This is a genomic window from Qipengyuania vulgaris (genome assembly GCF_009827325.1).
Lineage (GTDB): Bacteria > Pseudomonadota > Alphaproteobacteria > Sphingomonadales > Sphingomonadaceae > Qipengyuania > Qipengyuania vulgaris.
Genome location: NZ_WTYC01000005.1, coordinates 250,411 through 264,442 on the forward strand (window position 1 = coordinate 250,411; position 14,032 = coordinate 264,442).

The 14,032-nt window shown below is 58.4% G+C and carries 11 protein-coding genes and 2 riboswitches; of the genes, 6 read left to right on the plus strand and 5 right to left on the minus strand.

Annotated features, from left to right (window positions below; all coding sequences use genetic code 11):
• Window positions 1-351 precede the first annotated feature (351 nt).
• From GRI69_RS11450 to GRI69_RS11460, 3 genes are all read left to right on the plus strand, one after another.
• Window positions 352-1,290 (plus strand): HEPN domain-containing protein, encoded by a 939-nt coding sequence (locus GRI69_RS11450; RefSeq protein ID WP_119587875.1) that lies wholly within the window; start codon window positions 352-354, stop codon window positions 1,288-1,290.
• A gap of 681 nt (window positions 1,291-1,971) precedes the next feature.
• Window positions 1,972-2,729, plus strand: a protein-coding gene (locus GRI69_RS11455; RefSeq protein WP_160683796.1) for an IS5 family transposase whose coding sequence is annotated in 2 segments (ribosomal slippage) — window positions 1,972-2,308 and window positions 2,308-2,729 — 759 coding nt in all. Because the reading frame shifts where the segments join, the coding sequence is not laid out codon by codon here.
• An 88-nt stretch (window positions 2,730-2,817) separates the two neighbouring features.
• Window positions 2,818-3,849 carry an IS110 family RNA-guided transposase gene (locus GRI69_RS11460; RefSeq protein ID WP_160728432.1) on the plus strand — a complete coding sequence of 344 codons (1,032 nt, stop codon included), beginning with the start codon at window positions 2,818-2,820 and terminating at the stop codon, window positions 3,847-3,849.
• Between the two features lie 474 nt (window positions 3,850-4,323).
• A riboswitch (cobalamin riboswitch) is annotated at window positions 4,324-4,524 on the minus strand.
• A gap of 103 nt (window positions 4,525-4,627) precedes the next feature.
• Here the strand turns inward: GRI69_RS11460 and GRI69_RS11465 are convergent.
• The 3 genes from GRI69_RS11465 to GRI69_RS11475 are packed head-to-tail and all read right to left on the minus strand — an operon-like array spanning window position 4,628 to window position 8,056.
• Window positions 4,628-5,557, minus strand: coding sequence for a cobalamin-binding protein (locus GRI69_RS11465; RefSeq protein WP_037447548.1), 930 nt, complete (start codon window positions 5,555-5,557; stop codon window positions 4,628-4,630).
• A 1-nt stretch (window position 5,558) separates the two neighbouring features.
• Window positions 5,559-6,113, minus strand: coding sequence for a hypothetical protein (locus tag GRI69_RS11470; RefSeq protein ID WP_051749615.1), 555 nt, complete (start codon window positions 6,111-6,113; stop codon window positions 5,559-5,561).
• Between the two features lie 11 nt (window positions 6,114-6,124).
• Window positions 6,125-8,056 carry a TonB-dependent receptor plug domain-containing protein gene (locus GRI69_RS11475; protein WP_037447551.1) on the minus strand — a complete coding sequence of 644 codons (1,932 nt, stop codon included), beginning with the start codon at window positions 8,054-8,056 and terminating at the stop codon, window positions 6,125-6,127.
• Between the two features lie 176 nt (window positions 8,057-8,232).
• Window positions 8,233-8,464, minus strand: a riboswitch (cobalamin riboswitch).
• A 1,106-nt stretch (window positions 8,465-9,570) separates the two neighbouring features.
• On the opposite strand from GRI69_RS11475, the gene GRI69_RS11480 reads away from it, so the two are divergent.
• From GRI69_RS11480 to GRI69_RS11490, 3 genes are all read left to right on the plus strand, one after another.
• The gene (locus tag GRI69_RS11480; RefSeq protein WP_119587909.1) at window positions 9,571-9,825 is read left to right on the plus strand and encodes a helix-turn-helix domain-containing protein; all 255 of its coding nucleotides are present in this window, start codon (window positions 9,571-9,573) and stop codon (window positions 9,823-9,825) included.
• A 471-nt stretch (window positions 9,826-10,296) separates the two neighbouring features.
• On the plus strand, window positions 10,297-11,691 hold the full coding sequence (gene chrA, locus GRI69_RS11485) for a chromate efflux transporter (protein WP_119512568.1): 1,395 nt from the start codon (window positions 10,297-10,299) through the stop codon (window positions 11,689-11,691).
• A gap of 23 nt (window positions 11,692-11,714) precedes the next feature.
• Complete coding sequence (locus GRI69_RS11490) at window positions 11,715-12,632, plus strand: DUF1259 domain-containing protein (protein ID WP_225081837.1); 918 nt, start codon at window positions 11,715-11,717, stop codon at window positions 12,630-12,632.
• Between the two features lie 319 nt (window positions 12,633-12,951).
• Here GRI69_RS11490 and GRI69_RS11495 read toward each other — a convergent pair whose 3' ends face one another.
• Both GRI69_RS11495 and GRI69_RS11500 read right to left on the minus strand, forming a co-directional pair.
• The gene (locus tag GRI69_RS11495; RefSeq protein ID WP_160683802.1) at window positions 12,952-13,221 is read right to left on the minus strand and encodes a hypothetical protein; all 270 of its coding nucleotides are present in this window, start codon (window positions 13,219-13,221) and stop codon (window positions 12,952-12,954) included.
• A 312-nt stretch (window positions 13,222-13,533) separates the two neighbouring features.
• Entirely contained in the window at window positions 13,534-13,827 is a 294-nt protein-coding gene (locus GRI69_RS11500) for a putative quinol monooxygenase (protein ID WP_160683805.1), read from the minus strand.
• Between the last annotated feature and the right edge of the window lie 205 nt (window positions 13,828-14,032).

Sequence of the window (14,032 nt, forward strand, 5' to 3'; positions counted from 1 at the left end):
ATTGAAAAACTGCGGTAGCTCGTGGATAGCGCTCCAAATCAAAGCCCGTCTCCAGAAATGGGGATGGGCCTTGTGGATAAGCCTGTGGTCTGTTCGGACTATCAGGAACCGGGATTCACGGACTATCAGGAACCCAAAGCTCGGACTATCAGGAACCGAAACAGGCCTCAAACCCGCAGAAATGCTTGGCTCCAGCATCCCTTAACAATGCTAACGACAATCCTTCTCGGATTGTTGCTAACACTAGGCACAGCGGCGCGCGGCTCCTCAGCGCTTTGGGGTGCGCCGTCACTGCGCGCCTTATGCACTCGGCAGGTGCAAGCTTCGCGGCTGCTTGCTAGAGATTAAACGATGAAGACCGACCTCGATCATCTTCCCCCGCAAAAGCAGCGCGAGATCGAGCGCGTCGTGCAGCTTATCTTCGAAGAATTCGACGATGCCTTCGCGCTCGCTAAGCATGAGTGGAAGAAGGCCGGGCGGATACTTAAGGTCATTCTTTACGGCAGCTATGCTCGCGGGACCTGGGTCGACGAGCCTCACACGGCCAAGGGATACCGCTCCGACTTTGATCTTCTGATCATCGTCAACGACAAGCGACTCACTGACAGGGTGAAGTACTGGGCGAAGCTCGATGACCGGCTAATGCGCGAATATGGCGTTACCGGTACGCTCCAGACGCCGGTCAATTTTATCGTGCATACCCTGCAAGAGGTGAATAACGGGCTGGCACATGGGCGCTACTTCTTCATGGATGTGAAGGAGGACGGGGTTGCGCTCTACCAATCCGACGACACCGACCTGCATACGCCCAAGCCGAAGACGCTGGAACAGGCGCTGGCGATGGCTCAGGAGTATTTTGACGAGTGGATGCCGTCAGCCGAGCAGTTTCTCATCCAGGGGAACGAGGCCACGAAAAGAGGCTGGAACAAGAAAGCAGCGTTTGAACTGCACCAAGCGGCTGAGCGCCTTTATCACTGCGTTCTGCTCGTTTGCACCTTCTATACGCCGCATAACCACAATCTTGCATTCCTGCGCACCCAGGCTGAACGGATCGACCCGCGTCTTACTTACGTCTGGCCGCGTGAAACGAAGCGTGATCGCGCACGCTTCGAGAAGCTCAAGGAAGCTTACGTGAAGGCGCGCTACTCGAAGCACTACCGCATCAACAAGGAAGAACTCGATTGGCTCGGTGAGCAAGTCGAAGAGCTGGGTCGCGTCGTCCACGATGTATGCACAGAACGCCTCGAAAAGCTTCAAGCCGATGCCAAATCGTGCCCGGATAAGCAGTAGACGCCGATTTGATTGGCCGGCAGCTTATCGATCTGGCTTGCCGGAAGCAGACCTTCGGCTATCGACCCCATTTCGGTGGTAGCAGCGCATTCGACCTATCGCCAAAAGCGGTCGTTCATGAAGAACCGGTTGTCGTTGGTAACGCGCCTCAATCCCAGCCATTCTGGTACGAGATCTGAACGCCCAAAAACAGTTGATCGTATAGCGGCAGCTACGCGCTACACTCTCCGAGACACAACAAATCGTCGCGAAAAATTCAGAATGTCAGCGGTCGACAAAAGGGCGGTCGCGAACCGCAGTCGAAAACGGCGCCGGGTTTAAGCCAGCGCCGTTCATCGTTCTCATTCAATGCGAAGTGGCCTGAGAATCAACCGTTGCATGAATACTCAAATTGCGCCGCGAAATAACCGGCGTTCTGGATTATGCGAATGACGTTGAAAGATGCCAGACCGCCATTCGAAGCACAGATGTTTTGCGCACCTTGCTCGGCCGCAGCTATGGCCTGTCCCACTTCGGGTAGAAATGGCCCGATATCCGTTTGCTGAGCAACCGCGGCAGAAGAGCCAAATGCGATTGCAGCCGAGAGTGCCAGAACCTTCGTTTTAGGGTCCGGACCCATAAACGGGATTCACAGCAGCATCGAGATGTGATTCACCTGCCTCCAGTGAGGAGGTGTGGTGGATGGCGGATTTCTTCTGGTTTTCGGATGAGCAGTGGGCGCGGATTGAACCGCTTCTGCCGCAGGATACGCGTGGTATGCCGAGGGTCGATGACCGTCGGGTGCTCTCCGGGATTGTCCATGCTCTGAAGAGCGGCGGTCGCTGGGGCGATTGCCCGGAACATGTCTACGGTCCGAAGAAGACGCTCTACAACCGCTTCCGGCGCTGGGCCGAACGCGGCGTGTGGGAACGGATCTTCGCCCAGCTCGCCGGGGTCGATGGCGTCCCTGAAAGGCTCTTCATCGACAGCAGCTGCATCAAGTTCCACCGCACCGCCGGCGGCGCAAAAGGGGGGCCTTGGCTCATGGTATCGGCATCACCAAAGGCGGACGCAACACCAAGCTCCATGCCGTCTGCGACGAGAAGGGCCGCCCGCACGTCCTCCTGCTGACGCCGGGCAACACGCACGATGCCAAGGTCGCTATCCAGACGATCAATGCCGTACCGCCATCCGACTATCTGGTCGCCGACAAGGGCTATGACAGCAACGCTTTGCGTTCCTGGCTGATCGAACGCGGCACCACCCCGGTCATCCCGTCGAAGTCCAACCGCAAGGTGCAGATCGAGCATGACCGGCAGATATACCGCCAGCGCAATGTCGTCGAACGCATGTTCTGCCGCTTCAAGGACTGGCGCCGCGTCGCCACCCGCTTCGACCGCAATATCAAGACCTTCATGGCCACCATCGCCATCGCAGCATTCGTCACATGGTGGCTCTAATGAGATGGGGTGGTTGCCGCCCTCCCTGACGGCATCGCGATGTGCCAAGATAGTGGTGCTTCAACCACGAGCAGAGAGGACGGCAACCATGAATATAAATACAATGATTGGTGTAGATCTGGCAAAGTCTGTTTTCCAGGTTCACGGGGCGTCGATGAACGGCGAGATCCGGTTTCAACACAAGCTGTCGCGGAAGGCTTTTGGAACGTTCATGGCCAAACAGCCTACCTCCATCGTTATAATGGAGGCCTGCGGTAGCGCTCATTACTGGGCCCGTGTGCTCACTGGACTTGGTCACGAGGTGAGGCTGATCGCGCCCAGCTACGTCCGTCCATTTGTGAAGCGGCAAAAGAACGACGCTGCGGATGCCGAAGCGATCGTGATCGCCGCCCAGCGACCCGAGATGCGCTTTGTTGAACGGAAAAGCGAGGAGCAGCAGAGCGCGGCGATCCTGTATCGATCACGCCAGCGCATTGTGCGTCAGCGGACCCAGGCGGTGAACGCATTGCGGGCAGCATTGTATGAGTTCGGGCACATTATCCCGCAAGGCGTCCATCATATTCCGCGCATCCGTGGGATTTTGGAGATGCCGGACAGCGATCTGCCCGCTTTGATGCGCGAGGAGTGCTTGGCAATGCTTGAGCAAATCGCCGTACTCAGTGGCTGGATTGACACGAAGACAGCGAAGATCAAGGAACTTGCGTCTACTACGCCGGTATCGAAGCGATTGCAGACTATGCCCGGCATCGGCCCGCTTGTTGCGATGGCTGTGGAAGCCTTTGCACCTGACATGTCGAGCTTTCGCAGTGGTCGCGACTTTGCAGCTTGGCTTGGATTGGTGCCGAGACAGTTTTCATCAGGCGGCAAGGAACGGCTCGGGCGGATCAGCAAAGCCGGTCAGGCTGACATCCGGCAGATGCTGATCATTGGCGCTATGTCACGCTTGAACTGGATGGGACGCAAGTCGATCCCGGAAAACTCTTGGCTGGCACGTATGATGAGCCGCAAACCGCGAATGCTGGTCGCGATCGCCTTGGCAAACAAGATGGCGCGCCAGATCTGGGCCATGCTGACGAAGAACGAAGATTTCAGAGATCCGGTACTGGTCATGGCTGCCTGATAGGAGGCTGCCTGAGACAGGCTGGATGAAAGGGAGTGTGAGAAGGCGACGACCCGAATGGGCAAATGATCGAATAGATCTGGATCAGGAAAACCAGTTCAGGACTCTGAGCACTCAGCTCGGTAATGAGTTTTGGACCTGATCCGCGGATCACCATACCGGCCAGCGGCCTCTGAAAGCGCCGCAGTAAAGGCCTGACAGAAGACCGCACTCGATCACCAGCTCAAAAGGTCACAAACCCTCTTGCATTACAGGCGGCAACCACAGAAGTCCGGACCCTAGTTTTGAACATGGCATTTTCTCCGTGGGCTCTGAGCCCTTCACGCCGATATAGTGGCTTGGATCTCCGGACCTCGGCCGAGCAGCCTGGTCAACGGACGCGATACGCCGACCGGGCGTGCTCGGAGCAATCCAAGCCGCTTATCGTCGCTCCGATGAAAATGATTCCGCGCCCGACCAATCCCATGAATCAGGCAAGAGCGACTCGCTCCGGTCGGTCTCCTGGCTCGCGGGTCATCACTTGAAATACACCTTCCCGAACCAAACAATCAGTCCAGTGGTTGCGGAGTGACCCGCCAGTATTTCTCGCTCGCCGCTTACAGTTGCAGGGACAGCCGCAGATTTGACCTTGGAGGGCCTCACTGTGTTCCCGTTACCGGTGCGAACTTGAAGCTGAATGCGCGCAACTTTGCATGCAGCTGATTTTGAGTATCGGTACGCAGCTTTGAAAACAAGGGCTGATGCGCTCGTTTCGCGTCGAATAGCGCGAAAAACATCGTCAAACCCCATCGATGGAGATCCAATCCCGTCCCATCTCCAATGCCTGTGTTGGCGTCGCCCCAACCAACTGCGCGATCAGTTCAGCCGACTCGACGAGTCGTGGGCCAGGACGATTGAAAAGATGGTGGCCATCAACGGCAAAGACCTTCCCTTTGCGAACCGCGGTAAGGTCTTTCCAACCGAAGTGGTCGACGAGCGACCCCAGATCGGCGAGCGTTTGTGGCAACAGATATCCGCAGGGCATCGCAACGATCAGATCGGGATCGGCGGCAATCAAGTCGTCCCAATTCAGCCACGAGGAATGTTCTCCGGCTCGCGCGAACAATGGGTGACCGCCGGCCGCCTCGATTAGTTCGGGTACCCAGTTTCCTGCGGCCATCAGCGGATCGATCCATTCGATCGCGGCGACACGCGGGCGATCCATCCTCTCCGCGCTACTTCGGGATAGCCCTGACATCCGCTCCTTCAAGTCACCGACGACCGATGATGCACGCTCGGGAATTCCCGCCGCTTCGGCGACCTTAGCGAAATCGCTCCATACATCTTCCAATGTATCGGGTGCCAGCGACAGCAGCGTCGGGGCGGTTCCGATCCAGTCGCCGAGTGCTTCTTCCAGATCGGCAGGGGTGACCGCGCAGACCGCGCATTGCGATTGGGTCAAGATGAGGTCGGGCCGCAAGTCCCGCAGAAGCGCGGTATCGACTTCGTATACCGACAGTCCTTGCCTCACGATTTCCTGGATCCGGTCGTCGATCTGCCGCGACGTCAGTCCTTTCTCGAGTCTGGTCGACGTGACGACCGGCAATGCCTTTACGAAAAGCGGATAATCGCATTCGTGCGAGCGACCGACGAGGCTCTCTCCCAATCCGAGTGCGACGGCGATTTCGGTCGCGCTCGGCAGGAGGGACACGATGCGCGGCTGCGCCATGTCAGGCGAACCGTATTCGCGGAGAAGGTCCGAATAGCGTGGGAGCGGCTCTGGCGAGGAGCCAGGACGCCAACAACAGTCCTGCGAACCATAATGCATCGTTCGCGAAGATCTGTCCCACGATCGCCATCGTGAAAGTCTCTGTCCCGCCTACCACCAAAGCAAACCCGAATAGCGCAGCCTCGTAAACAGCGAAGCCGATCAGAAAGGCGCCAAATGTCCGAAGGGTGCTCAGCTCGTTTTGTTCTCCCATGATGATGGCACCGGCGAGCATGGCGAGAATAGATGCGATGCCCAGCGCACCGCCCCAGGCGAACGCATATCCCGTGTGCGGGTAGCCGAGGACGGTGAACCCCAGCAACTGGTTGGTCGCCCAGATCGCGAGGATCGTCGTTAACGCGAGCGAGCGGCGCATGGTCGCGGCGGTCACGATCGTAACAGCCACGAACGGCATCATGCAGGCGGCAACCAGCGATCCGCCCACCGTCGCCAAGGCAAGTGTGACAGGCCATGCGAACCTCGCAATGTCGGACTTTGCTATCATTTCATCCGTCATCGAAATTCTCCTTAGAAACGCGCGCGCGCGCCAATGGCGAACGAGCGTCCGGGCGTCGCGAAACTGAAGACATCCTCGTAATCGGCGGCCGTCAAATTCTCGACTCGGCCGAACAGCTCGACATTATCCATCACCCTCACGTCGGCGTTGACGTTCAGCAGAAAGTAGTCGTCCAGTTGCACGCGAACCGGCACGAACGAGGGATCGATGAAAGCGCTGTCGATCGTCTCTCCATTGTAGCGCGCAACGAGCGTGACCCCTCCGGCATCCTTGGGAGCGCGCCAGTCGACAGCCAGGCTGGCGGTATGGGAGGGCCGCCGCACTTCGCGCGCGCCATCCTCGTGGGAACGCAGATAGGTGTAGGCTCCATTGACGCGCCAAGCTTCCGCGAAGCGCGCCTCGCCGAACACTTCGACGCCGTTTCTCTTGGATACGGTATCGCGATTGCCAGGGCTGGCGACGAAGTTCGGGGGCGGAAAAGAAGTGAAGATCTCTTCGTCCAGTTCGCTCTCGAAATAGGTGACCCCGATTGAAGCGCGCTCACCGAACAGCGACTGGTCGATCCCGATCTCCCATCCGCTCGACTTCTCGGGCCTGAGGTCGGGATTGCCGATGAAACGGCCGTCCACGAACCCATATAGTTCGTAGAACGAGGGGTTCTTCACCCCCGATCCGACGGCCCCGCGCACTCGCGTAGCCGCAGCGATCCGATAGCTCGCCTGAAGCCTGTACGTGGTTGTATCGGCGAACTGGTCGTTCCAGTCCCTGCGGATGGATGCGGACGCGCTCGCTCGGTCTCCGAGATCGATCGCATACTGGCCGACGAGACCGACATTGTCGATCTGTCGGCGACCGGTGAATGCGAAGCCGGTCGGATCGGTGTTACGGAAGCGTTCGCGTTCGACATCGAGAGCCGCCGTGACCCGGTGGGTCAGACCGCCAGCCTCGATACGCAACGTCGTATCGTAGGACCCTTTCAACCTCTGGCCCTCGCTGCCATAGCTGCGTCCAGTCGAAGCGAAACCGTCGCGCCGGGTATCCGCGATCTGGGCCGAAAACGCTTGGGTCCAGCGATCGTCGAGCAAGTCTAGCTCGCCCCTGATGAGCACATAGATAGCCTCGTTCTCGAAGCGGTTGCCGGGGCTATCGACCTGGAATCCGAAGGTCGGACTTCCCGGATCGGAATCGCTGTCGTTGAATTCGGCATTGGTGCGCGCGTAGCGTAATACACCAGTGAGGCGTGCATTGGTTGATGGCGCGAACGTCGTCTTCAGCGACACCGCACCACTGTCGTTCGCAAGATCGCGCGTGCCGTTCCGGGCGCCTGGCGTGCCATCGGTGGTATTGAGTGTGGCGGACAGCGCGTAGTCGAGATCGCCACTATATCCAGCGATCCGGGCAGCACCGTTCACCATGCCGAACGAACCGGCTTCGATCCGCGCGACCGCCCCGGGCGCATCGCGGCCGTCGAGAGTGATGTACTGGATGACGCCGCCGATCGCGTCCGACCCGTAGATCGCGCTCTGCTGTCCGCGCAGCACCTCGATCCGCGAAGCCTCGTCGGCGATAAGCGTTCCGAAATCGAACTCGCCGGCATAGGGATCCGACACCTCGATCCCGTCAACGAGGACGAGCGTATGGTTGGCTTCAGCACCGCGCAACCGAAGCTGTGTCTGACCGGGAACCCGTCCGACCGCGACCCCTGGGACGTCGCGGAGCACGTCGGACACCTCGCGGACTTGCCTCCGGTCGAGGATTTGCTCGTCGAGGACGGTGACCGATCCGCCGATCCGGTCGAGCGGCATGGGATCGGTGGCGCGGTTCCCGGTGACGACGATCGAGGTGTTGGATGTCTCTGGATCGGCAGCGGGATCGATGGTCTGAGCGAGCGATGGAGCCGGCAGAAGCACGGAAGACAGAAGCGACAGGTGAATGTATTTCATGAGAACGAATTTCCGGGGCGCCGGGCGACTTGGCCGGAGCGTCCGCACGAGTGCGGTCGACGAGACTGCTAGGGACGGACGCGTGCATCCCCCGGCAGTCCTGCCGATGCGGCTCCAACCGCTACTCGTCGCCCGGACGAAATTCGTTTCGCGCCTGGCCAATCCCATGAGCCCGGCAAGAGCGACACGCGCCGGTCGGTCTCCTGGCTCACGGGTTGTCGCACGAAACATACCTTCCCAGACGACAATTGCCGCCCAGTGGTTGTGGAGCCAACCCCACCCATGTTACGCGCTCGCCGCTTACAGTTGCAGGGACAGCCGCAGAATTGGCCTATCGAGACCTCACTGCGTTCCCGTTACCGGCACGCTTTATCGACATTTGATTCTGCCGACGCTCGTCTCATAGACTTTGGTCGAATGAGCGGCAAGCGCGCAGTTCCAGAGCAACGCAGCAAGACGATGGTCGCCGTTTTAGGGGGTAGGTGAACTTAATCCATCGTATCTGTTTAGGTCACCAACTGAAATGCCCAGATGTTGATCCGTCGACCTTTGGATTGGCACCAGCTTTCGCTTTCGTCTGAGATCGATTCTCAACCCTTTCTTAAATATCGCGAATGGTGTCGGAAGCCGTACGGCAGCATTTTAGTTTCTAATGCGCAAGCCGGACAGATCGCATACGGTCCAACTTCGTCGCCGGTTCAATGTCCTCTATATTGAATGCGCGGCCTAAAAGCCGACCGTCGCACACCCACCCTAAACCACGACATTAAAGCGTCAACATTATTGACCCAGAAGCTGACACATAGGCCGTCCACGAGCGTGGCTGCAACCAATCGTCGAGTATCCCGTGTGCGCTCGTAATCCGAATATCTGGCGCTTGGTGTGCGATGATCGCGTCGTTGCGCTGCCTTGGCGTTGCATCATTTAGCGACGCTCTTAGACACTGCCGCTACAGAAACTTTGCAGCTTGGTTGCTAATCAGAAGCACACTCGCAACGCTATCACTGCAGGTCGCTGGCAGCGCCGGATACAGTCGCGATGCACTCCGCTTGCAGGCGTAATCGGCGTGGGGTATTTGTCCGTAAGCGTCTGATTTGAAGAAAGAAAATGAGGGCGAGATAAAAGCGCCGCCGTCGGTCGGGGCGCAGGTGGTTGGTTTCGTTCAGTAATATGCGACGGCACCCATATTGCCCCTGCGGCGCTCATTTCAAAAAGTTCTTTGCTATCAAACAGATTGGCGACGGCGCTTGGCGTTCTGCGCTGTTTTCGTTCGGTAACCCGCTTTCGCCCGGACGTCCTTCGCCGTCCCGATGAGCATCGGTGCATTTGACTGGAGTGCTTGCCCCCACGCCTCTGCGCTGCGGCGAAAGAACGACAGCTGCGGCGTAGGAACGTCATGTGGCGCAGGGTGCCCTAATCGATCGATACTCAGTGCTGATGGCGGGCCGGCCTGTTCCCTCCATGCTTCCCAAGGTCGGTCCGTCATCACCCGAAAGATGAAAGGATCGACGGCTATGCCATCTGCGAGCACGACAGAGCATCCTTGCGAGCAATGCGGGCCCCAGGCCATCGAACCGATCGCCATGCGCGTACCCGAAGCCTGTCGCTATCTCGGGATCGGACGCAGCACACTCTATGTGCTCATTTCCAGAGACGAGATCGAGATCATCAAGATGGGGAGCGCAACCCTCGTGCTCACAGCCAGCCTGCGCTCGCTGGTTGAGCGGCTACGTCGTCCTGCCGATCAGGTACCGGGGACCGCTATATGATTACGGCGCATCCTGACTTGCTGAAAGCTGTGGTGCTTGCCGCAATCGTGAGCATGCCAGATCATTCCAAACGTCAGCTGGTCTCGAAGATCAAAGCGCGGCGTGCAAACGCAGAAGAAGCGCTGGCCGCCAGATTGGTGATTGCGCTTTCGCAGCGATCCTAGGCTCTCTGGCTATGGCAGCTACGCGCCCCAATATTGGACATTTGATCGGTCTCGTCGCGATCCTGAAACCTGCCACTGGACTAGGTAGTAGCTGAGGGCGGCTTCGTGCCCTCAATTCGGAAATCGGAGATACAAATGCCGATCTCGAAAGCCGACATTCTCCAAGTGCAAGGCAGACTGTTCGCGTAAGGCTTTTGACAACACCAGATCAATGATCTAGCAGTTTGACTTCGGGCACTTATTCCGGCGCCCGGTAAGGCAATGCGCCCAAGTCCGGCTCGATGAGCTGTGTGCGAAGGACGCGTTGATGAATTCTCCCGCTAATTCAGGTTCCGTAGAACAAACTCCGATCCCGTTTTCCGAAGGGGTGCGTGTCTGGGCGCGCGTGGCCGCGTTGAGCTTTGGTGGACCAGCGGGCCAGATCGCGGTGATGCACCGCATTCTAGTCGATGAAAAGCGCTGGATCGGGGAGAACCGGTTCCTGCATGCGCTCAATTACTGCATGCTCCTGCCCGGACCGGAAGCCATGCAGCTTGCCACCTATATTGGCTGGTTGCTCCACGGCGTTCGCGGTGGCCTCGTCGCAGGATGCCTGTTCGTCCTTCCCGGCTTCCTCAGCATTATGGCGCTTAGCGTGCTCTATGCCAGTTTTCAGGAGGCCAGCTTCGTCCAGGCGATTTTCTTCGGCATTAAGGCGGCGGTGCTCGCCATAGTCATCGAGGCCCTGCTGCGCATCGGGAAAAGGGCATTGAAAACTTGGCCCATGTATCTGATTGCCGCCGCAGCCTTCGTGGCGATATTCGCATTCGATGCACCTTTCCCGCTGATTATCGCGGCCGCCGCGCTGGTCGGTTTTCTTGGAGGGCATTTCGATCCTGCACGGTTTCTGGTCATTCGCGCCCGTGAAACGACCGAGGACGGGGAGAGCGAGCCGGAAGCCGTGCTTCATACAGGCGGTATGGCGAAAGCGCAGCCTACATGGCGCGGAGCAGTCCGCACGGCCTTGATCTGGGGCAGCATCTGGGCAGCTCCCATAATTGCGCTGATCCTTCTTGTTGGCCCAAATCACGTGTTCACGGAACTGGCGGTTTTCTTCTCCAAGCTCGCGGTCGTGACATTCGGGGGCGCGTATGCCGTGCTGGCCTATATGGCGCAGGAAGCCGTGCAGACGCATGGCTGGCTTGCCCCCGGTGAAATGCTCGATGGGTTGGGCATGGCGGAGACCACGCCGGGTCCACTGATCCAGGTCGTCCAATTCGTGGGGTTCATGGGGGGATATCGCGAAGCAGACATGTTAGGCCCGGTGGCTTCGGGCATCGCGGCTTCGGTCATCGTCACGTGGGTCACGTTCGTGCCGTGCTTCCTATGGATTTTCCTTGGTGCGCCATTTATCGAAAAACTGCGCGGCGTGAAGCTTCTGACAGCGGCGCTTTCGGCGGTGACGGCAGCAGTCGTCGGTGTGATCCTAAACCTTGCCATCTGGTTTGCGCTGCACGTTGCCTTCGCACGGCTTGACGAGGTTCGAGGTTACGGCGCACGCCTGCTCGTGCCGGACTTCGCCACGATCGACGTCGCCTCCGTCGTCATTGCCGCTGCGGCCCTGATCGCCATGCTGCGCTTCAAGATCGGGATGTTGCTCGTTCTCTTCGTGAGCGCACTCATTGGGTCGCTGTATTACCTCGCAATGATGGCTGGCACCTGAAATCACATCCAAGGAGAACTAAGATGAAGCAATTACGCAGAACATTGTTCGTCGGCGGCTTGGCTCTATCGCTATCAGCGATGTCGGCGGCTCTTCACGCGCAGGATAATCTCGGCAATCTCGAGGCACTGATTTTCGAGGCATCGCACTCGGAGGTCACCATGACCGACGATGGGGTCGCACGCATCGGTTGGACGCGCGCCGACGTGCCGGTGATGGTCGACGGCATGCGCCTCGATCCCCCGGCAGGTCTCGGCTCATGGGCTGCCTTCAAACCCGTCGATGGCGGAGTGATGGTCATGGGCGACACGGTCGTATTCGAGGATGAGATAACAGCCGCGATGGACGCTGCCCTCGCCAACGGGTTGACCGTCACCGCGCTGCACAATCATTTCATATTCGACGATCCGCCGGTCTATTTTATGCATATCGGCGGGCATGGGGAAACCGCCAAGATGGCAGCGGGTGTAAAAGCCGTCTGGGATGCCATCAAGGAAGTGCGCGCCGCCTCGCCGACGCCGCAGCGCAGTTTCGGTGGCATGACGCCGGATGCAAACGGCACGATCGAAGCCCTGGCGCTGAGCGAAATCTTGGGCACCGAGCCAAGCATCGCCGATGGTGTCGTGAAATACACCTTCGCTCGCCAAGGCCGCATGCACGGCGTTGAGATCGGTGGTTCGATGGGGCTTACGACCTGGGCGGCGTTCTCGGGCACCAACGACCTTGCCGCCGTGGATGGTGACTTCATCATGACCGAGGACGAAGTCCAGCCCGTGCTCCGCGCACTGCGCGAGCGGGATATCCATATCGTAGCATTGCATAACCACATGATCGGCGGTGAACCGATGTTTTACTTCCTCCACTACTGGGGAGTGGGTCCAGCAAAAGAGCTTGCAGCGGCGATTGCTGCTGCCCGTAACGCACAGGCCGAAACCGGATAGGCGCAACCATTCCGATAAAAATCAGTAAGGCAGCGATCGCTTGCACCTCATTGCGACAGGCATTGTCTTCGAAATGGCAGGGAACGTGAGTTATGTCGCTAGCTGGTGGGCTTGTCTTTGAATGCGATGTGGATGGGACACGGCGCCGCGATTTGAATCGCGACCGGATTGTCCGTTTTCTTAGGAAAGCTCCCGAAACCAGACTGTCTCGAAGCGGCCCAGAACTCGCCACGATATGGCAGCTAAACTACCGGCGCCCGAAACCAAGCCGGTCAGACGATTCATACGTCGGATTGGTTCACGGGAATTCTGGTCACTTTCACTGGCCGGGAAATGGGATGACATTGGCGCTATCAAGAAAGGTCGCCATACCTTCATCAGCGACTACCTGCTCGAACGCCCTGAATGCCGCGTCATCATCTGCGAACTGGGCATCCCAAACGATCGAGGTACCCTTCTCATTGACGACTTCGAGGGTCCATTGACCTTCGTCCTCCAGACGAAAAATGTTCACCTCGACAGAAACCCCATCTTTCGATTGGCTACCCGATAGGCCGGAAGTGACAAGGTTAGGGTCGCGTTTGCTCATATACTGCTGGATATTGCAGAAGGGCATCCGTGTAAATCGCATCGACGCCGCACAAATGACCGGCGAATTTTGCCGGCAATGTGGCGGGGCATGTCTGGTGTAAAATAAGAGAGGCTACTGGCCGAGGCAGAAACCCAACGGACCGTCAGCTTTGCCCTGTCCGGAGCTTCACAGCCGACATTCCGGAAACGGCCCAAAAATGGCTGGCCATCAACGTGCCTTTACAGCAGTTACACTCGGCAGAAGCGGTTAAACCCACAAGCAGCCGTTGCTTCGACATCAAATCGAAATGACAGGACCGGCGGGCGCGCCCTATTTCGCGGCTAGAAGCGTGAGCTTATGGATCTGAGGCGGCTCGGCGAACAAATCTTCCGCCTTTTCCATTAGTGCAGCAGCCACTTTACCGTCGAGATGAGCCTGTCGATCCTCCTCAGTGTCAAAGGTATCGAAGATGGCGTAAGCGCCGGGGCCTTCTTCGATCGCATACCATGTCAGCGTCCCGGGCTCGTCTTGCACGAGCGGGAGTGCCGACTTGAGGAAAGCAGCGATGTCACTCTCCCTGCCGGGTTTGGCCTTCAAAGGCACGTAAAGAGCTAGTTTGGGCATGATCACCTCCTAGATGGGGCGGCCGGGTAAGTCGGCCAACGCTATAACGAACAAGTAGGTCGAAAGGGGCCCGCGCGCCGACCATGCATTTTGAAAACGGGGGTTCAGTGTCGGCAACCCGCACTGCGCTTAGAACCGGCGCGGAGGTCACTGCAATCACGGACATAAGGGCGATCACATTCAGCGCGATGCCGCAAATGAACGT